This is a genomic window from Pseudomonas sp. F3-2, assembly GCF_038804275.1.
Lineage (GTDB): Bacteria > Pseudomonadota > Gammaproteobacteria > Pseudomonadales > Pseudomonadaceae > Aquipseudomonas.
This window is the reverse complement of sequence record NZ_CP152388.1, coordinates 3,413,493-3,431,958: the sequence shown is the minus strand read 5'-3', so window position 1 is coordinate 3,431,958 and position 18,466 is coordinate 3,413,493. Positions and strand designations below refer to the sequence as shown.

General features: G+C 61.3%; 12 protein-coding genes. 4 read left to right on the top strand and 8 right to left on the bottom strand.

Annotated elements, in window-relative coordinates; all coding sequences use genetic code 11:
- Positions 1–3 precede the first annotated feature (3 nt).
- Together AAGQ88_RS15640 and AAGQ88_RS15635 are read right to left on the bottom strand one after the other, a co-directional pair.
- Complete coding sequence (locus AAGQ88_RS15640) at positions 4–309, bottom strand: DUF6482 family protein (RefSeq protein ID WP_342652863.1); 306 nt, start codon at positions 307–309, stop codon at positions 4–6.
- A gap of 221 nt (positions 310–530) precedes the next feature.
- Positions 531–860, bottom strand: a complete 330-nt coding sequence (locus tag AAGQ88_RS15635; protein ID WP_093458970.1) for a hypothetical protein — start codon at positions 858–860, stop codon at positions 531–533.
- Between the two features lie 749 nt (positions 861–1,609).
- Here AAGQ88_RS15635 and AAGQ88_RS15630 point away from each other — a divergent pair.
- Together AAGQ88_RS15630 and AAGQ88_RS15625 are read left to right on the top strand one after the other, a co-directional pair.
- Complete coding sequence (locus AAGQ88_RS15630) at positions 1,610–2,578, top strand: threo-3-hydroxy-L-aspartate ammonia-lyase (RefSeq protein ID WP_342652862.1); 969 nt, start codon at positions 1,610–1,612, stop codon at positions 2,576–2,578.
- 229 nt (positions 2,579–2,807) lie between these two features.
- A complete protein-coding gene (locus AAGQ88_RS15625; protein ID WP_285425394.1) occupies positions 2,808–4,193 on the top strand; it encodes a methyl-accepting chemotaxis protein in 1,386 nt (461 codons plus the stop codon).
- A 140-nt stretch (positions 4,194–4,333) separates the two neighbouring features.
- Here AAGQ88_RS15625 and glgX read toward each other — a convergent pair whose 3' ends face one another.
- From glgX to glgA, 6 genes are all read right to left on the bottom strand, one after another.
- The gene (gene glgX / locus AAGQ88_RS15620; protein WP_342652861.1) at positions 4,334–6,520 is read right to left on the bottom strand and encodes a glycogen debranching protein GlgX; all 2,187 of its coding nucleotides are present in this window, start codon (positions 6,518–6,520) and stop codon (positions 4,334–4,336) included.
- 173 nt (positions 6,521–6,693) lie between these two features.
- Entirely contained in the window at positions 6,694–7,137 is a 444-nt protein-coding gene (locus tag AAGQ88_RS15615; RefSeq protein WP_342652860.1) for a DUF2934 domain-containing protein, read from the bottom strand.
- Positions 7,138–7,153: 16 nt separating this feature from the next.
- Positions 7,154–9,937 (bottom strand): malto-oligosyltrehalose synthase, encoded by a 2,784-nt coding sequence (locus tag AAGQ88_RS15610; protein WP_342652859.1) that lies wholly within the window; start codon positions 9,935–9,937, stop codon positions 7,154–7,156.
- Positions 9,934–12,003 carry a 4-alpha-glucanotransferase gene (malQ, locus tag AAGQ88_RS15605; protein ID WP_342652858.1) on the bottom strand — a complete coding sequence of 690 codons (2,070 nt, stop codon included), beginning with the start codon at positions 12,001–12,003 and terminating at the stop codon, positions 9,934–9,936. Before malQ ends, AAGQ88_RS15610 begins: the two co-directional genes overlap by 4 nt.
- Entirely contained in the window at positions 11,993–13,807 is a 1,815-nt protein-coding gene (gene treZ, locus AAGQ88_RS15600; protein WP_285425388.1) for a malto-oligosyltrehalose trehalohydrolase, read from the bottom strand. Before treZ ends, malQ begins: the two co-directional genes overlap by 11 nt.
- A gap of 25 nt (positions 13,808–13,832) precedes the next feature.
- Entirely contained in the window at positions 13,833–15,419 is a 1,587-nt protein-coding gene (gene glgA, locus AAGQ88_RS15595; RefSeq protein ID WP_342652857.1) for a glycogen synthase GlgA, read from the bottom strand.
- A 604-nt stretch (positions 15,420–16,023) separates the two neighbouring features.
- Between glgA and AAGQ88_RS15590 the strand changes: the two genes are divergently transcribed.
- Positions 16,024–16,515: a GNAT family N-acetyltransferase gene (locus AAGQ88_RS15590; RefSeq protein WP_342652856.1), complete on the top strand. Its 492-nt coding sequence runs from the start codon at positions 16,024–16,026 to the stop codon at positions 16,513–16,515.
- A 354-nt stretch (positions 16,516–16,869) separates the two neighbouring features.
- A complete protein-coding gene (locus tag AAGQ88_RS15585) occupies positions 16,870–18,417 on the top strand; it encodes a TerC family protein (RefSeq protein ID WP_285425385.1) in 1,548 nt (515 codons plus the stop codon).
- Positions 18,418–18,466: the final 49 nt, after the last annotated feature.

Sequence of the window (18,466 nt, the reverse complement as noted above, 5' to 3'; positions counted from 1 at the left end):
GCCTCAGAGGCTGGAGCGAAACGGTATCGGCTCGCGGGAAACGTAGCGGTCGGTCGCGGCATGGCCCACCATCTCGTCGTAGACCACCGGATGCACGATGAACAGCGGCACCTCCGGAACGGCCGTCAGGCACTTGCGCGCTTCCTCGACCGACGCCACATGCAGGACGCCGCCCTTGGGGCTGCTGATGGCATGAGACGTGCCCTTCATGCGGGCGTGGATGACGTATGACCCCCCTTCAACGGAAATGAGGTCCAGTTCTTCAACCTCGCCGGCCTTGATGTGCTTACCCAACTGATCCAGATCCATTGCGGCACCTTCTTACGCATTGCGCGTTTTATGTTCCGTGGATTGATGCAAAGGCCCCATAGGTGGCCTGCATGCATTGGAAGGGGCGGGAGGACGCCGAGTTCAAGGCGATTGAAGGCGGCAGGATGGGAGGGCGCCGGTAAGGGGGGCCGCAGGCGTTGATGCGGCCCTGCGCAAGAGCGCCGCGGGCGTCCGCGAAACGGACCCCGCGGCACGGTCGGTCAGCAGAGCTTGTCGATGACGCGCACGTCCGGCTGTTTCTGCGCTGCGCCCCATTCGGCGCTCAGCGTCTCCAGCACTTGCCCCAGGAACTGCTTGTCGGCCGCTGCCTTCTTGCCGACATAACCATGGCCCTTGCGGTACATCTTCAGCCGTGCACGCATGTGCGGATGCTGCTCGGCGAACTCTTGCTCTTCGGTACAGGCACCCAGGCCGTCCATATGGACATCACCTTTCTCACAAACCCAGAGAATATGGCTATCAAGGGAGTCCTTACGCGCCGCGAACAGTCGAGCCAATTGATCAATGGTAGGTTGATTGTTCAGATTCATTGTTGGATACCCCTTTTTGACCACTCGTCAATCTATCTGGTTAGTTCAAACGTAATGGCGAATCCTCGGTCGATTCGCAGTCCTTTTGCTCACGCTGACAAACAAGGTCCGTCGGTACACAGAGCCGGTGCCGGGCCGTTTGGATGTGCTGTCGATGGGGGCTGAAACGCAGAGGTCGAGACCAGGAAGAGGAATGGCGGACATCATGAGGACACGGGCGACGTGGTCGACCACAAGTGTCATGAGGATGTTTCGCCAGCACCCGGCCCTGGTGGGTCGATCCTGCGGGTTCCGCTTCATCAATCTGCCTTGTGGGCAGCACACATCCAGGGGATGCTCGACGGCTGTGTCGAACGAGCCCGGAATACTTTTGCCAGCTCTCCCGATCGGGGAGACGCTTGAACTATGCAGTTGCAAAATCACTTCGTCAACCGTTTTGTAGTGAAATTTTCATCGCACTACAAAATATGTAGTTTTTGAACACGAAAGTCCGATCGTGACTACAAGGTCAATGATTACGGGGGCTTGGCGGCATGTGCCGCTGTAATCCGGAAAAAAATCAGGCAGGACAAACGGCTAGATCTCTTTGCTGACCGACTGGTCCGCAAATGAACCTGCGGGCACCCTCAAACCTGTCATTGAACGTCGCAGCGACGTCATCGCCGCGGGGTTCCAGGTCGGATCGCGACCCATCCACTGGCGTCCCCGATATGCCAGAATCAGGCACGGACTCAACCTGGAGGGTGAATATGCAAACGCTGGTGCTGCCAACCTATGAAGATGTGCTTACCGCCGCTCGACGTATCCAGGGACACGCGCACAAAACGCCGGTCCTGACGTCTCGCACGGTGAATCGCGAATTGGGCGCCGAAGTCTTCTTCAAATGCGAAAACTTTCAGCGCATGGGGGCGTTCAAGTTCCGCGGGGCGTTCAACGCGCTTTCGGCATTCGACGCCACGCAGCGCAAACATGGCGTCGTTGCGTTCTCCTCCGGCAATCACGCGCAAGGCATCGCGTTGTCGGCCCGGCTGCTGGGCATACCGGCGACCATCGTCATGCCCCACGACGCGCCGGCGGCGAAAGTGGCCGCGACCAGAGAGTACGGCGCAACCATCATCAGCTACGACCGCTATACCGAAGACCGCGAAGCCATTGGCCGCGAGCTGGCCGAGCGGCAAGGGCTGACGCTGATTCCACCCTACGATCACCCTGACATCCTCGCTGGCCAGGGCACTGCGGCCAAGGAGTTATTCGAAGAGGTCGGCGCACTCGACGCCCTGTTCGTTTGTCTGGGCGGCGGTGGACTGCTCAGCGGGTCGGCGCTGGCGACGCGCGCGCTGGCGCCCGCATGCAGGCTGTATGGGGTCGAACCCGAAGCCGGCAATGACGGTCAGCAGTCCTTACGCGCTGGCACCATCGTCAAGATCGACACGCCGAAAACCATCGCCGACGGCGCCCAGACGCAATACCTGGGCAATTACACCTTCGCCATCATCAAGCGCGACGTCGATGACATCCTCACCACCAGTGACGGGCAACTGATCGAAGCCATGCGGTTTTTCGCCGAGCGCATGAAGATGGTGGTCGAACCCACCGGCTGCCTGGGGTTTGCCGCTGCGCGGGCGATGGCGTCGCAATTGAAAGGACAACGAGTGGGCGTGATCATCAGTGGCGGCAACATCGATCTGCACCGCTACGCGCAGTTGCTGGCGGAATAAACCGCCCAGCCACCTGGAGGTTCCAGTACGCACCAAAACGACCTCCTGCGAGCAATTCCTCGCTTGAAAACGGGCATTTTTCTGACGGCCCGTTCCTCGCCGCGCGGCGCTGTCTCGCGGCTTTCCTCAGGGTGCCTCCGGGGAATCAGCACTGCTCAGCGTTCTTGGTGATGCGTTTACTGATGGCATTGTGCTTGCAGTGGCATCGGCACATACGGAGGGATGCTGAATGTTTTCACTGCGCGCCAACAAACGCCGGGCTCATGACGATGATGCCCTGAACCTGCTGTTCGATGACCTTGACCTGACCGTGCAGCTGTCCGGGCACACACCCCTGAGCACGCGCCTGAACGGCTTCACTGCCACTTTGCATCAGCGTCTGGCAGAAAGCCTGGCCGCGTCGGTCGATATTGCCGCGCACGCGCCGGAGCTTGCGCGCATCGCCCGGGCGACCGAGCAGAGTGGGCAGACCCTCGCTCAGGCGTCCGAGTTGATCGCCAGCGCCAGCGAGCAGGTGAGTACTTCGCTGGACACCGAACTGGTGCCCGGCGCTGCGCAGGTGGCCAAATTGTCCAGCGAGGTCACGCTGACCTTGCGTCAGTGTCAGCAGACGGGCGAGCAGGTCTTGGGGCAGGTGGACGCCATTGGTACCAGCGAGCAGAAGCTCGAAGAAGTCATCGGTCAGCTGTTCGGGCAGCTCGAAGAGGTCAGCCAGGTGCTCGGCGTGATCGCCAGCATCTCCCAGCAGACCAACCTGCTGGCCCTGAACGCCGCAATCGAGGCGGCAAGGGCGGGCGAACACGGCCGCGGGTTCGCCGTCGTCGCTGACGAGGTCCGGCGTCTGGCGGGGCATACCACCGAATCCACGACCCGCGTCAGCCAGATCATCGAACGCTTTCGCGCCGACATGGACCAGCTCGGCAGTGCCGGACGCATCATGCACGCGGCGGTCGCCGATGGTCGCGAAGGCATGACGCGCATGGGTGAAGACCTGCGCAGCACCCAGGCGGCGATGGACCAGCTGGATCAGCGCGTCGGCCACATCGCTTCCGGCACCGAACACATCGGCATCGCCGTGCACGCCATCAACCGCGACGTGCAGAACATCGCCGGCGTGGCCGCTGAACTGCTCGGCAATGCCGGTCAGGTGCTGACCCACAGCGACGCGGTGCGCAGCAGCGGCGACCATCTGCTGAACGGGCTGGGCGGCTTCCGGCTGCAGATGCACAAGGCGATTCAGGCGAGCGTCGAAAAGCTCGCCAGCGAGGCGGCGATGCAGGGGGATCCGGGCGCGGCCGAGCGATTCATGGGCGAGATTCTGCAGCGAGATCAGCGTTTCGAGCTGTTCTACATGGTTGACAGAAACGGCGTACAGATCAGCGAAAACGTCGGACTGGACATTGATCCGAAAGCCGCCAGTTGCAAGGGTCGCAACTGGGCTCAGCGGCCATGGTTCCGCGAGGTGGCCGAGCAATTGGGCAGCTACATCACGCCGGTGTACCGCTCTTCGGCGACCGACGCTTTCTGCATCACGGTGTCGGTGCCGATATTCGCCGGCAATGGCCAACTGCATCGGGTGCTGGCGGCGGACGTGAGACTGTCGGCGTTGCTGTAAGCGCAAGATCGCGCCGGGAAGGATGTGATCTAGTTGAAGGCTGGATTGCGACCGGCGAGGGGCCGCCGCGCTGTGCGCACGGGTAAGCGCACATAAAAAAGCCCGCAGACGCGGGAACGTCTGCGGGCCTTCTCAGGGGATTACGCCTGGTCTTCTTTCTGCAGCTCGAACAGCAGCAGCGAGCGCGGAGTGACGGTGTATTCCGAGCCGAACTCGAATTTCTCCTTGCCTCTTGCGTCAGGCTGGTTGGTGTCGATCAGGCAGGTCCAGTTAACGCCTTCCGGCACTTCAGGGAGCTTGAAATTCACCCCTTCGTGGTGTGAGTTGACCATCATCAGCATGGTCGCATCAGCCCCGCGACGACGGATCCCGGTTTCCTGCGCACGGCCATCGATGAGCATGCCCAGGCAGCGGCCGTTAGGGTCTTCCCATTGCTCGATAGTCATTTCCTCGCCGCTCGGCGACAGCCAGGTGACGTCCTTGACCCCCAACTCTTCGTTGTATTCGCCCACCAGGAAACGCCCGCGACGCAGGATCGGGTATTTCATCCGCACCTTGATCAGCTTCTGCACGAAGTCATGCAGCGCTTTGCCGTCCTCATCCCAGTCCCAGTTGACCCAGCCGATTTCGCTGTCCTGGCAATAGGCATTGTTGTTGCCGTTTTGGGTGCGGGCAAACTCATCACCGGCAACGATCATCGGCGTGCCTTGAGAAAACAGCAGCGTAGCGAAGAAGTTGCGCATCTGGCGCAGGCGCAGCGCGTTGATTTCCGGGTCGTCGGTCGGGCCTTCGACGCCATGGTTCCAGGAGCGGTTATCGTTGCTGCCGTCCTGATTGTTCTCGTCGTTGGCTTCGTTGTGCTTGTCGTTGTACGACACCAGGTCGTGCAGGGTAAAACCATCGTGGGCGGTGACGAAGTTGACCGACGCATAAGGCCTGCGGCCGCGCTGGTTGAACATGTTGCCGGAAGCGGTCAAGCGGCTCGCAAGATCGGCCAGCTGGCCTTCGTCGCCTTTCCAGAACGCACGCACGGTGTCGCGGAACTTGTCGTTCCACTCGGCCCAGCCTGGCGCGAAATGCCCGACCTGATAGCCACCGGGGCCGCAGTCCCAAGGCTCGGCAATGAGCTTGACCTGACGCAGCACCGGGTCCTGACGGCAGGCCACGAGGAAGCTGTGCCGCTCGTCAAAGCCATCGTGGTATCGACCAAGGATCGTCGCCAGGTCAAAGCGGAAACCGTCGACATGCATCTCGCTCGCCCAGTAGCGCAGGGAGTCGGTGACCATCTGCAGCACGCACGGGTGGCTCAGGTCCAGGGTGTTGCCGGTGCCGGAGTCGTTAATGTAGTAGCGCTTGTCGTCCGGCATCAGGCGGTAGTACGAGGCGTTGTCGATGCCGCGCATGGACAGGGTCGGGCCGCGCTCGTTGCCTTCAGCGGTGTGGTTGTAGACCACGTCGAGAATCACCTCCAGGCCCGCATGGTGCATGTGCGCGACCATTTCCTTGAACTCGGCGATCTTGCCGTGGGCCAGGAAACGCGGGTCCGGCGCGAAGAAGGCGATGGTGTTGTAACCCCAGTAGTTGGTCATGCCTTTTTGCAGCAGGTGCTGGTCGTTGACGAACGCATGGATCGGCAGCAGCTCGACTGAGGACACGCCCAGGCCTTTGATGTGCTGGATCACGTCGTCGACCATCAAGCCAGAGAAGGTGCCTTTGAGCTCATCCGGCACCGAAGGGTGGCGCATGGTGAAACCGCGGGTGTGGGTCTCGTAGAAAACGGTTTTCTCCCACGGCACATTGACGCGCTGGTCACGGCCCCAGGTGTACGCCGGGTCGATGACTTTGCACTTGGGCACGAAGGGCGCGCTGTCGCGCTCGTCGAAGCTGAGGTCGTCATCGGGATGACCGATGGTGTAGCCGAACAGGGCTTCGGACCACTTCAGTTCGCCTACGAGTTGTTTGGCGTAGGGGTCGATCAACAGCTTGTTGTGGTTGAAGCGATGGCCGTTTTTCGGATCATACGGGCCATAGACCCGGTAGCCGTAGATCAGGCCCGGATGAGCGTCCGGCAGGTAACCGTGGAAAATCTCATCGGTGTATTCGGGCAGCTCGATGCGCTCCAGTTCGTGCTCGCCGGTGGAGTCGAACAGGCACAGTTCGACTTTGGTGGCATTGGCCGAGAAGATTGCAAAGTTGACCCCAAGGCCGTCCCAGTTGGCACCGAGCGGGAAGGGCAGGCCCTCACGAATGCGCGATGCAGTGACTTCAGGGCTGCCGGCCGTGCTGGATTCATTCTGGTTGGTGCTGTTCTTTTCTAGCTTGCTCATGTGAATTCCTGACGTTTCGAATGATTTCCTGAGGGCGAACAAAGCCTTTGTCGCAGGCTGGGACTGCGCCATTACGCAATACAGGGGGTGGTTTACCGCAGGTTTCAGACGATCGTTTTCAGGCGATCCCTGCGGTAGGTGTCATCTGTTGGAAGCCTTGCCGAAGGCAAGGTTCAAGGCGTCGGAGGTTTGGCTGCCGGCGCCTTCTTGGCTGCAGGTTTTGCTGGCTTGGCCGCGGGTGCCGCACCGTTTGCAGCGGACTTGCCTTCTGCCGGTTTGGCAGGTGCCTTGGCCGCCGGTTTTGCCGCAGGCTTGGCAGCGGACTTGGCTGCTGGCTTGGCGGCAGGTTTTTCAGCCGCTTTGGTCGCCGGTTTTTCAGCCGGTTTCTCAGCAGGCTTGGCGGCGGCTTTGGCGGCGGCCGGTTTTGCTGCTGCAGGCTTGCTGGCGGCTTTGCCCTTGGTCGCTTTTTCAGCCGCAGGCTTCTTCGGCGACTTGGCTTCGGCTTCGGCCAGTTTGCGGGCCATTTCCCAGTGACGGGCATCATGCCCATGCGGCTTGCCTTCCGTTTCCCAGATCTGGTGGGCAAGCTCTTTGATTCTTTTCTCGTCGGCACTCATCTCGACACTCCCGGTATTACAAGGTTTGAATAAGCAGGTTTACAGAAATTTCCTTGAGCGCTGCACTGAGCAACATTTCCTTGCTGGATGTGACTGTAGCTTGTGAGAAAAGTCCCTTCCAATCCGGATGTGAATCAGTGAACGGCAGGAGTATTCGTGTATCGCCCCAATTTGCTGCGTTGATGAATGGAGTTTGCGCGGTGCCCATTAGTTCAGCCGGCAAACGTGGAACCACAACAATAGCCCGCACGCCCTGCGTTTCCCGGGCAAATGCGACGACGTGGGCGGCCTTTTCGCCGACCACTTCAAGCGGTTGATATCGGCCTTCGCTGAACAGTGAGGAATGTTGATTGCGCAGCATGAGCACCTGGGCAATCAACGCCTGTTTGATCCGGCCGTCCTGCCACTGGGCAAGCAACTCGGTGAGGGATGTGGATTGGCTCAGCGCGCGTTCGCGAGCGGGGTAATCCACCGGACGACGGTTGTCCGGATCCACCAGGCTGAAGTCCCAGAATTCGGTACCCTGATACAGATCAGGCACACCGGGCGCAGTCATTCGCAGCAAAGTTTGCGCCAGACTATTCAATGCACCTGCCGGAGCAATTCGATTGGCCGTGGCACCGATCGACTGACGCAGCGCCAACCCTTCCGGGCTCAGCAACAGCTGCTGCAAGAACTCGCGACACGCGGTTTCATACGCCTCGTTCGGGGCGCTCCAGCTGCTCTGCAACTTGGCTTCGCGCAGGGCTTTTTCCTGCCATTGCGTGAGCCGTTTTGCGTAATCTTCGAACGCACTGTCGCCCTCAAGCCCCAGCGGCCAACTGCCCAGGATCGCCTGGTAAAGCATCAGCTCGTCGCCGGGGCTGATGTGACTCTCGCCCCCTTTGAGCGGTGCGGACAGTTGCTGCCAGCGCTCGACCTGTTCGGCGTACCACGGCGCATGCTCGCTGATCACCGCCAGGCGTGCGCGCGTATCTTCGCCGCGCTTGTGATCGTGGGTTGCCGTGGTCAGCAGGTTGTCTGGAAAGGTTGCACTGCGATCGACGCAGACCTGATGGAAAGCCTCGACCGGTGCACTGAAATGTTGCGGATGGAAGCCCACATCGTTACGCGACAGCAACACGGACGAGCGATAGAACGAGGTGTCTTCCACCGACTTGGCGGCGACCGGTGAAGTCAACTGCTGAAAGCGATTGCAGGCCTTGCGACGCATCTCGCGCAGGGGGCCGCTCGGGTAGTCGCGCAGGCGTTCTCCGCCGAGCCAGCGCTGCAGATAATCGAGCACCGGCCAGTCGCCTTCGCCGAGTAACTCGCGGGCACCGCTCATGGCTTGCTGGAAGAAGCGCTCGTCTTCGTCGGAGCGTCCGCAGGCCGTGATGTAGGTGCGATAGACCGGGAAGTTACTCACCAGCGCCAGCAACGCACGACGGATCGCCCCCAGCGTCAGGTCGCGGCTCATGACGTCGCTGCGCGCCACTTGCAGCAGCGCCTGAGCAAGGTTTTCGAAGTCCCCGGCAAGCGTGCCGTGCAGCACCAGATCCCGGGCCTCGAGCACTTCGGCATTGAAGTCGGCGGTTCGACCGCTGACCCGGCTCCACAGCTCACCCAGCACCGCTTCGCCACGAGGATCGTGTTGCAGCAACGACACCTGGTTCATGAACTCGTAACCGGTGGTGCCGTCCACGTTCCAGTCCTGACGCAGCGGCTCGTCGGGGCCGAGGATCTTTTCGACGAAGATCGGCAGGTGGTTCAGCTCGGTTCCGGTCGGGCGCAGCTTCAGCAGGCTGTCGACCCGACGCCGCAGCTTGCGGCAATAGCCACGCGGGTCGGCCAGGCCATCGATATGGTCGATGCGCAGACCGTCCACCAGCCCTTCGGAAATCAGCTCGAAAATCTTGCCGTGGGTGGCTTCGAAGACCTGCGAGCGCTCGACCTTGAGGCCGCCCAGTTCGTTGATGTCGAAGAACCGGCGCCAGTTGATGTCGTCGCCTGCCGTGCGCCAGCTCGCCAGGCGATAATCCTGCTGTTCGAGCAGGCGGTGAAGCCGCTCGAAGCCTTCTGGCTGGCGTCCGTCGAACTGGGAGAATCCGGCCTCGATGGCAGGCGTCAGGACAGGATTGGCCTTGATCAGTCCCGCCAGTTCGGCTTTCAGGTTCAGCGCCTGCTCGTAGGCGTCGGCCTGGGAATCGAGCTGCGTGAAACGCTCGGCCAGTGGCTCCAGCTCAGGGCGTTTGGCGGCCTTCAGCAGCGGCCCGTAAGAGCCCGGATTGATCGGGAAATGATGCTGATAGTGCTCGGCGTGGAAGCTGCCATGCTCGGCGTCGAGTCGCAGGGCGACATCACCGTTCTGCAACACGGTGCCATAGTCGGTGCTCAGGAACGGCAACAGCAGTTGCCCTTTGAGCAACGGATCAGGGGAATTCCACTGGATGTCGAAAAACTTCGCGTAGGGACTGCGACGGCCCCATTCCAGCAAATCCAGCCACCACGGGTTGTCAGCGCCGCCGACAGCCATGTGGTTGGAAACGATATCCAGAATCAGGCCCATGCCATGTTCGCGCAGGGCCGCCACCAGTCGACGCAGTGCCGGCTCGCCGCCCAGTTCGGGATTGATCACCCGCGGATCGACGACGTCGTAACCGTGCATGGAGCCCGCCCGTGCTTTCAGCAGTGGCGAAGCGTAGATATGGCTGATCCCCAGCCGGGCGAAATACGGCACCAGTCGGGTGGCATCGTCGAGAGTGAAATCCTTGTGGAATTGCAGGCGCTGGGTCGCGCGCAGAGGCTTGAGAACGCTCATTGGTCACGCTCCCGGGCCTGCTGACGTGCCGCCGCAAGTATTTCCAGGCGTCGTGCGGCGTCGGGATGGTCGAGCAACGCCGCGCTGTCCCCCGGCAAGCGTCGCCGCCAGTTGGGGTGGCTGTCGATGGTCCCCGGCAGGTTGGCTTGTTCCTCGATCCCCAGCGCATCTTCAATCGGCAGCAACACCAGCGGCGCGCGTGTGTGGCCCAGGTAGCGGATGCTGCCGTCGATGAGGTCGCTGTCGCTGCTGTCGTGCATGCCGTAGTTCTGCCGCAGGGCGGTACGTAAACCCTGGCGTTCGCGCTCGCGGGCTGCACGCCAGTCTTGTTCGGTGTTTGCGTCGATGTGGCCCAAGGTTTTATTCCATTCAATGTCCAGCTCGCTGAGCCAGCCGGTCAGCGTCGGCAAATCATGCGTACTGGTGGTTGCCAGCGCGTCGTCCGACCATTTGATGATCGGTTTGAATTGAGCGTTGTCCTGTTCGAACAACAGCACGCGCATGCCCAGAATCTCCCGTTCCGACAATTTGTCGTGCAGGCCTTCGGGCACCGTGCCGAGGTCTTCGCCGAGGACCACAGCCTTGTGGCGCCAGGATTCCAGGCACAGCAGGCGCAGCATGTCGTCCAGCGGATAGTTGAGGTAAGCGCCTTCGCTTGGCGGCGAGCCCAGCGGCACCACCCACAACCGCTGCAGGCCCATCACGTGGTCGATGCGCAGCCCGCCGGCATGGGCGAAATTGGCCCGCAGCATTTCGATGAATGCACGAAAGCCGTTACGTTTCAGGCCCGTGGGCGAGAACGCCGAGATGCCCCAGCTTTGCCCGGAGCGATTGAGGATGTCCGGTGGCGCGCCAACGGTAAGGGCGGACAGCAGTTCATCCTGACGGCTCCAGGCCTGGCTGCCTGCGCCATCGGCACCGACTGCCAGATCGCCGATCAGCCCGATTTTCATGCCGCTCGAGCGCGCGGCGGTCTGCGCCCGTTCAAGGCCTCGGGCGACCAGCCATTGAGCGAAGGCGTGAAAGCCGATCTGCTCGCCATGTTCGGCGGCAAATTGGTCGATTGCAGCGCTACGCGGGTTTTTGAACGCGTCCGGCCATTCATGCCAGTTGTCGCTGATGCCCAGTTTTTTGGACTCGTCACGCAGCGCCTCGAAGCGACAATGATTCTCCAGCGCTTCGCCGCCGGCATGGCGGAAACTGTTGAAATCTTCGTGCAGCGGGTGCTCGCTGCCAATGAACGCGCTGTAGAGGGAGCGATAAAGAATCCACTTGGCTGCTGCGGCAGCCGGCCAGTCGACCAGTGTCAGCGATTCAAGGCGCCTGAGCTCGTCGGCAAGGCCGGTTTCCTCGATTGCCGTGCGCACGGCGCGCTCACCGAGGATCGCGCCGGGCGCCGCGTACAGCGCATTGAGGAACAGCCGGCTCGAAGGCGAGTAGGGGCTGTAACGACTCGGGTCGCTGGCGAACATCGCGTGCACCGGGCTGATGGCGATCGCGGCGGCGCCACGTTCGCCTGCCGAGCGAGCGAAAGCCTCCAGTGCCTGAGTGTCGCCAAACCCGCCATCGCCTTCGCGGCGAAGGTAGTACAGCTGAACGGTCAGCCCCCAGTCGCGGGCGATGCTGACGTCTTCGGCCATTGCCGTGCTGTAACAGGTCTTGGGTGCCACCGCGATGGTCAAGTGCTGGCCATCGATGGCCAGTTGCTGATAGCCGACGGTCGCCAGCCCCGGAAGCTCGGCTTTGGCAGTGAGTCTGGCGTCGAGACGCGAACCGTCTTCCAGCTTCAGAACGAAAGGCGTTTCCGGTTTGAACCAGGCCGACAGGTCCAGATTGCGGCCGTGGTCAACCGTCAGCAGAGGCGGCGGTGTGGCGGACAGGCTCTGATCTTGCAGTCGCTTGAGGCTCGAGGCGATCTGCGCATCGTCTTCAGCGGGGTAACCCAGTCCGTCGAGGACCTTGCGTAACACTTCGGAGCTGACCCTTTGCGGTCGTGCGTTGGCATCCTTCCAGTCGACCGACAATCCTGCCTCGGCCGCCAGCATCTCCAGTTGCTCATTGCTCATCCTGTTCCTCCACAACGTCACGCGATATCAGGCTGACAACGGCCGTGTATGGATTGAGGCTGCCGCGTTGGGAAAGTTCTGCCGATTTTGGATGGGACTCGTGCAGCACGCGCTGTGCGTGGTAGGGCTCGATCTCCACCGGGTGCTCGCTGAGGTTCAGGTCGATGCGCAGCTCGGTGTCATCGCCCATCCGCCAGCGTGCGCTGACCGCTTTGTCGGCCAGTACGTCAGCACCCAGCGCCTCGGCACCTTCCAGGCGCGGGAAGATTTCCTCCCGACGGGTCTTGAGCAATTCCTTATAAAGCGCAAGCCAGTTGCGATGGTCCTGACCTGTGTCGGTTTCCAGATAAAGCGCATCGAAGCCGGGTTTGGAGGCTTCAAAGGTTGCCAGTGCGTTCGGATCCGGAATGCGCTCGCGTTGCTGCGGATCGGCAAACGCGGCGAAATCGGCAAATTCACCGCGACGTCCTTCGCGCACCGCGTCAGCCAGTTCGTCATGGAAATCGGTGAAAAACAGAAACGGTTCGCTGGCGGCCCACTCATCACCCATGAACATCAGGGGAATCATCGGCGACAGCAGCAAGAGGGCAGTGGCGGCACGCAGAGCGGGCGCCGGTGCCAGTTGCACCAGACGTTCGCCCAGCGCACGGTTGCCGATCTGGTCGTGATTCTGCAGGAACAGCACGAACGCACTGGGCGGCAGGTCCGCGCTGGGCTCGCCACGGGCATGACCATGGCGCGTGGACTCGCCCTGGTAGACAAAGCCTTCACTGAGCAGACGCGCCAATTTGTGCGTCGGCTGCTGGGCAAAATCGGTGTAGTACGCGTCGGTTTCGCCTGTCAGCAATACGTGCAGCGTATTGTGGCCGTCGTCGTTCCACTGCGCGTCGTAGCCCTGTTTCATGCGCCGGGCTTCGTTGAACTCGTTCTCCAGCATCAGCCAGATCTGCCGCTGCGAGGGCACCTGCTGGTGCACGCGCTCGGCAAGCTCTTCGAGAAAGTTGGGGTCTTCGATGGCGTGGACCGCGTCGAAGCGCAAGCCGTCGAAGCGATATTCCATCAACCACATCAGGCTGTTGTCGATGAAGAAGTCACGCACTTCGCGCTGGCGGAAGTCGATGGCGTCGCCCCATGGCGTCTTCTTGTCGCTGCGGAAGAAGTGTTTGGCGTAGCTGCCCAGGTAGTTACCGTCCGGCCCGAAGTGGTTGTAGACCACATCGAGGATGACCATCAGGCCAAGCCCATGGGCGGTGTCGATCAGGTGCTTGAGCTCTTCCGGCGTACCGTAGGAGGACTGCGGCGCATACGGCAACACGCCGTCGTAACCCCAGTTGCGATCGCCGGGAAACTGGCCGATAGGCATCAATTCGATCGCGGTGATGCCAGTGTCGACCAGATGTTGCAAATGCCGTTCGACGGCGGCAAAACCGCCCAGCGCACCGGTGTGCAGTTCATAAATGACTGCTTCATGCCAGGGGCGTCCGCACCAGTCGGCGTGCTGCCACTTGAAAGCCGCGGGATCGACGACCACGCTAAAGCCATGCACGTCGCTGACTTGAGCCCGGGAGGCCGGGTCAGGTACGTGCAAGTCGTTGTCGATGATGTAGCGGTATTGCGTGCCGGCCGGGGCGTGTGTTTCCAGGACGAACCAGCCGTTTTCCTGCGCAAGGAGGGCCTGTACAGACCCATCCTCTTTCTCGACACTGACATCATTTGCATCCGGTGCCCACAGGGCGAACCGGGTGCGGTCGGAATCCAGCAAGACGGCGCCGTGGCGCCAGTTCTCATCCGTGCGCGAAGGCATCCGTTACCCCTTTTCAGTTCATCAATCAGTAATGCAGCGCAGCACCCACGTTTTTCTTCAGAAGATCCTGATACAGCTCGGCGTAAGGTTCGACGGCTTTATGCCAGTCAAACGGGGCGGCCATTGCGCGGCAACGCATGGCGTTCAGCAGCAGCGGGTTGGCAAAAACCCTGAACGCGCGGGTCAAGGCTTCGGTGTAGCTTTCAACGGTGGACTCATCGAACAGAAAGCCTGTGCAGCCATCTTCGATGGTGTCGGCCAGACCGCCGGTGCGGCGTGCGATCGGCAGTGAGCCGAAACGCTGGGCGTACATCTGGCTCAGGCCGCACGGCTCATAGCGCGAAGGCATCAGCAGGAAGTCGCTGCCGGCGAACATACGGCGCGCATCGGTTTCGTTGAAGCCCACACGCACGCTGATCTGGCCGGGGAAACGGGCTGCCAGCGCACGCATCGCGTCCTCTTCTTCAGGCTCGCCGCGACCGATGATCGCGATCTGCCCGCCGTTGTTGACGATGTACTCGGCAACGCCGATGGTCAGGTCCAGGCCTTTTTGATAGACCAGACGGGACACCACCGCGAACAGCGGTCCGCTCGACGGTTCCAGTTCGAACAGCTCGCGAACGTGATCGGCGTTGATTTCTTTGCGCGTCCACTCGTTAGGCGCGAAACGGCAGACCAGATGGTCGTCGGTCGCGGCGTCCCAGCTTTCGTCGATGCCGTTCGGGATCCCGCTCAACTGGCCTTTTTCAGCCTTGCTTTGCAGGAAGCCCTCAAGACCGCAACCGAAGTCTGGCGTGGTGATTTCCTTGGCGTAGGTGGCGCTCACGGTGGTGATGTGGCTGGCATACGCCATGCCGGCCTTGATGAACGACAGGCGACCGTAAAACTCCATGCCATCCGGGCCGAGCGCCTCATCGGGAATCCCCAGCTCGCGGCTCGACGCCGTGCTGACGAAACCCTGATAGGCGAGGTTGTGAATGGTGAAAATCGACGGCGTGGTCTGCCCGCGCCATTTCATGTACGCCGGCGCCAGGCCTGCTGGCCAGTCGTGGGCGTGAACCAGCTCCGGGCACCACTGGGTTTTCACCGCGCCTGCGGCGAAGTCCGCTGCCGCCAGACCCAGTCGGGCAAAGCGGATGTGGTTGTCGGACCAATCGCGACCTTGGTTGTCGCCGTAAGGCGTACCTTCGCGTTCATACAGTTCAGGGCAGATCAGCACATAAATCACCAGCCCGTCTTTCATGTCCATGCGGCCGATCTTGCACGGCGGCAGGGCGGCATGGCCGCTGAGTTCGCTGATGATGTGAATCGGGTTACCGCTATTGATGACCTGTGGATAGCCGGGAATCAGCACGCGTACATCGTGCAGGTGGCGCATGGCGCGCGGCAGTGCGGCAGAAACATCGCCCAGACCGCCGGTTTTCACCAGGTCGGCCATTTCCGAGGTCACGAACAGGATCTTCTTCCTGTTCATCATCGACATGCCCGGTTGAACCGGGGGCAGTTGCAGCACAGGTGCGCTCGTCGTTGCGAAGACCGGCAGATGGGTCAGCTCGCTGGCCGGCTGATTAAAACTCTCTCCCTTCTGGGTTTTGACAGCGGCACTAATCATCGTTTTCTCCCATTCGATACGCAGTGTTGGTACAGCACTTGAGTTGTAATCGGCCATGTCCTATGGCCAGGCACACAAGACCTACGCAAAATCGATACCCATTTACCGACTGCATAATGAAGGACAGGGTGAAAGCGGCCTCTGCTCGGGCTTGAAGCAATAGCATAGGCGCTCTAATCACATGACCCAGGGCTGTTGTAGAAGTTTCGACTTTTTTTCAGGGAAATGTCTGGCATGCGGGGTGGGAGGCTTTTTGTAGGAAAGTTTCCACTGCGCTACATCATCCTGCTCGCCATGCATTGCGCTGTCGTGACGCATGAAACGGCGGTTCCCGATGCGGACGACCGCTGGTCGGATTGTTCGACAATCAAAACGGTGCGCGTCACAGCCTCGGTGCTTCGGGACTTTTTGGATCATCCGCGAGAGGGAAAGTGCAGGCGTCGCCTTTTCTCGGTGCGTGATCGATCTTTTCGCGTGCGCATAGAGATATTTCCTACTTCTGTATCGGGATATTTTGGTGCGCGCCGCGTTAGAATCGCTGCCACGTGGCGGTCCCGGTCGAAGTACCGGTCGCCTGGTCACCTTTCAGCGGTAGAGGAAGTCAATGCAAGCCCCCGAGGTTCTGGTACTGCAAGCCAGCTATAGCAATCCGGTCCACGCCGAAGCGATCGGTTTCCTGCTCAACCAATATGCCGAAGACGCCATGGGTGGCGGCGAGTCGCTGTCTCTGGATACCCGAGAGCAACTGGCCATCGAACTGGCCAAGCGGCCTCACGCGTTCAGCGTGCTGGCGTTCATTGCCGGTGAGCCGGTGGGCCTGGTCAACTGTTTCGAAGGCTTTTCCACCTTCGCCTGCCGGCCTCTGGTCAACGTTCACGACGTGGTGGTCATCGCCGCCGTGCGAGGGCAGGGCATCAGTCAGAAGATGCTCGCCAAAGTGGAGGAGATCGCCCGCCAGCGCGGTTGCTGCAAGATCACGCTGGAAGTGCTGGAGGGCAACGAGGCCGCCAAGAGCGCTTACCGCAAGCTGGGTTTCTCCGATTACCAGCTCGACCCGCAGATGGGGCGGGCGCTGTTCTGGCAGAAAGCCCTCTGAGTTGCCGCGCTGCCCGGACATATGTGTGCCGGGCGGCCTGCGCGCTCGTCCCGCTGCGGCGCGCCCCTCGTTCAGGTGTTGCTGGGGCAACAGTCGTTCAAAACATTTGTAACAGTTCTGTCCTGTAAGGCATTTCGGCGCGCAAGGTAGGATCGGCTCCCGTATTCATTTCAGGATTCACATGCCGCTTTCACTGGAACCTCCCGGTTGCCAATCCCGCCCGCATTGCCCCGATCATCTCGCCCCTGATCTAATCTTGCCTGTGCCGTCCGAACGCGGCCTCGACTCGCACCCGCGCGTGTCGGGGATTGCGTCGTCGTTCGATTCTGTCCTGCCGCGAAGGAGCAACTGACCATGGAATGGCTTGCGGATCCCACCGCCTGGCTCGGCCTTCTGACCTTGATCGTGCTCGAGCTGGTGCTGGGCATCGACAACCTCGTCTTCATTGCAATTCTCGCCGACAAGTTGCCGCCCGAGCAGCGTGACCGTGCGCGGGTGCTTGGCCTGTCCCTGGCGCTGATCATGCGTCTGGGGCTGCTGGCGAGTATCTCGTGGATGGTGACCCTCACCGAGCCGTTGTTCGAGATATTCGGCAAGTCGTTCTCGGGGCGCGATCTGATCATGCTGTTCGGCGGCGTCTTCCTGCTGTTCAAGGCGACGATGGAGCTGCACGAGCGCCTGGAAGGGCATGTGGCGCAGCACTCCGGCAGCACGACCTACGCGCTGTTCTGGCCGATCGTGGCGCAGATCGTGGTGCTCGATGCGGTGTTCTCGCTGGACGCCGTGATCACGGCGGTGGGGATGGTCGACGAACTGGCCGTGATGATGATCGCGGTGATTTTCTCGATCGGCATCATGATCATCGCCAGCAAACCGCTGACGGCGTTCGTCAACGCGCACCCGACCGTCATCATGCTCTGCCTGGGTTTCCTGATGATGATCGGCTTCAGCCTGACCGCCGATGGCCTGGGCTTTCATATCCCTAAAGGTTATCTGTACGCCGCCATCGGATTTTCGATCCTCATCGAGGTCTTCAATCAGGTTGCCCGATCGCGCCGCAAACGCAGCCTCAAGGGCGATCTGCCGCGTCGTGAACGCATGGCCCACGCAGTGCTTCGCCTGCTGGGCGGGCGCAAGCCGAATGCCGAAGACGTGGGCGAGGAGATTGCCGACATGCTCGATGGCGACAGCGGGGAAGTGGTCTTCGATCGTCGTGAGCGCGTGATGATCAGTGGCGTGCTGCAGTTGGCGCAGCGGCCGATTCGCAGCGCCATGACCGTGCGCAACGATGTCGACATGCTCGACCTGGATGATGATCCGCAGGCCATCCGGCAACGACTGCTGAGTTCCTCTTACTCGCGGCTGCCGCTGATCCGTGGCGGGCGGGTGGAGGAGCCTCTGGGTTTCGTGCATAAAAAGGAAATGCTCAACGCGCTGCTGTCCGGGACCGAGCCGAATCTGGAGCACCTGGCACGGCCGAGCCTGAACCTGCTGGAAAGCTTTTCGATCCTCAATGCGCTGGAGCAGATGCGCGCGCAGTCGACGCACATCGCCTTCGTGATCAACGAGTTTGGCGATTTTGCCGGGATCCTGACCATGACCGATATTCTCGAGTCGATTGCCGGCGAATTGCCGGACGCCTCCGAGGTCGAGGGCCCGGACCTGACCGAAGAGGGCGGGGGCGTGGTGGTCAATGCGGCGATGAACCTGGATCACCTGCGCGAGCGGATCGGCTTCAAGGCGCGCCCGACAGAGGACTATCAAACCCTCGCCGGTCTGGTCATGAGTCTGCTTGATCGCCTGCCGGTAACGGGCGATCAGCTGCAGTGGGCGGGCTGGAACATCGAGGTGGTGCAAGTCCAGGAGCGTCGCGTTACCAAGGTGTTGCTGCGCCAGCAGTAAGCCGCGGCGAAACGGACAAACAAAAAAGGCCTGCGCGATGCAGGCCTTT

Excerpts from the sequence above, each read along its gene's own strand:
- AAGQ88_RS15640 (WP_342652863.1), bottom strand. The coding sequence starts at position 309 with ATGGATCTGGATCAGTTGGGTAAGCACATCAAGGCCGGCGAGGTTGAA.
- AAGQ88_RS15635 (WP_093458970.1), bottom strand. The coding sequence starts at position 860 with ATGAATCTGAACAATCAACCTACCATTGATCAATTGGCTCGACTGTTC.
- AAGQ88_RS15630 (WP_342652862.1), top strand. The coding sequence starts at position 1,610 with ATGCAAACGCTGGTGCTGCCAACCTATGAAGATGTGCTTACCGCCGCT.
- AAGQ88_RS15625 (WP_285425394.1), top strand. The coding sequence starts at position 2,808 with ATGTTTTCACTGCGCGCCAACAAACGCCGGGCTCATGACGATGATGCC.
- glgX (WP_342652861.1), bottom strand. The coding sequence starts at position 6,520 with ATGAGCAAGCTAGAAAAGAACAGCACCAACCAGAATGAATCCAGCACG.
- AAGQ88_RS15615 (WP_342652860.1), bottom strand. The coding sequence starts at position 7,137 with ATGAGTGCCGACGAGAAAAGAATCAAAGAGCTTGCCCACCAGATCTGG.
- AAGQ88_RS15610 (WP_342652859.1), bottom strand. The coding sequence starts at position 9,937 with ATGAGCGTTCTCAAGCCTCTGCGCGCGACCCAGCGCCTGCAATTCCAC.
- malQ (WP_342652858.1), bottom strand. The coding sequence starts at position 12,003 with ATGAGCAATGAGCAACTGGAGATGCTGGCGGCCGAGGCAGGATTGTCG.
- treZ (WP_285425388.1), bottom strand. The coding sequence starts at position 13,807 with ATGCCTTCGCGCACGGATGAGAACTGGCGCCACGGCGCCGTCTTGCTG.
- glgA (WP_342652857.1), bottom strand. The coding sequence starts at position 15,419 with ATGATTAGTGCCGCTGTCAAAACCCAGAAGGGAGAGAGTTTTAATCAG.
- AAGQ88_RS15590 (WP_342652856.1), top strand. The coding sequence starts at position 16,024 with ATGCAAGCCCCCGAGGTTCTGGTACTGCAAGCCAGCTATAGCAATCCG.
- AAGQ88_RS15585 (WP_285425385.1), top strand. The coding sequence starts at position 16,870 with ATGGAATGGCTTGCGGATCCCACCGCCTGGCTCGGCCTTCTGACCTTG.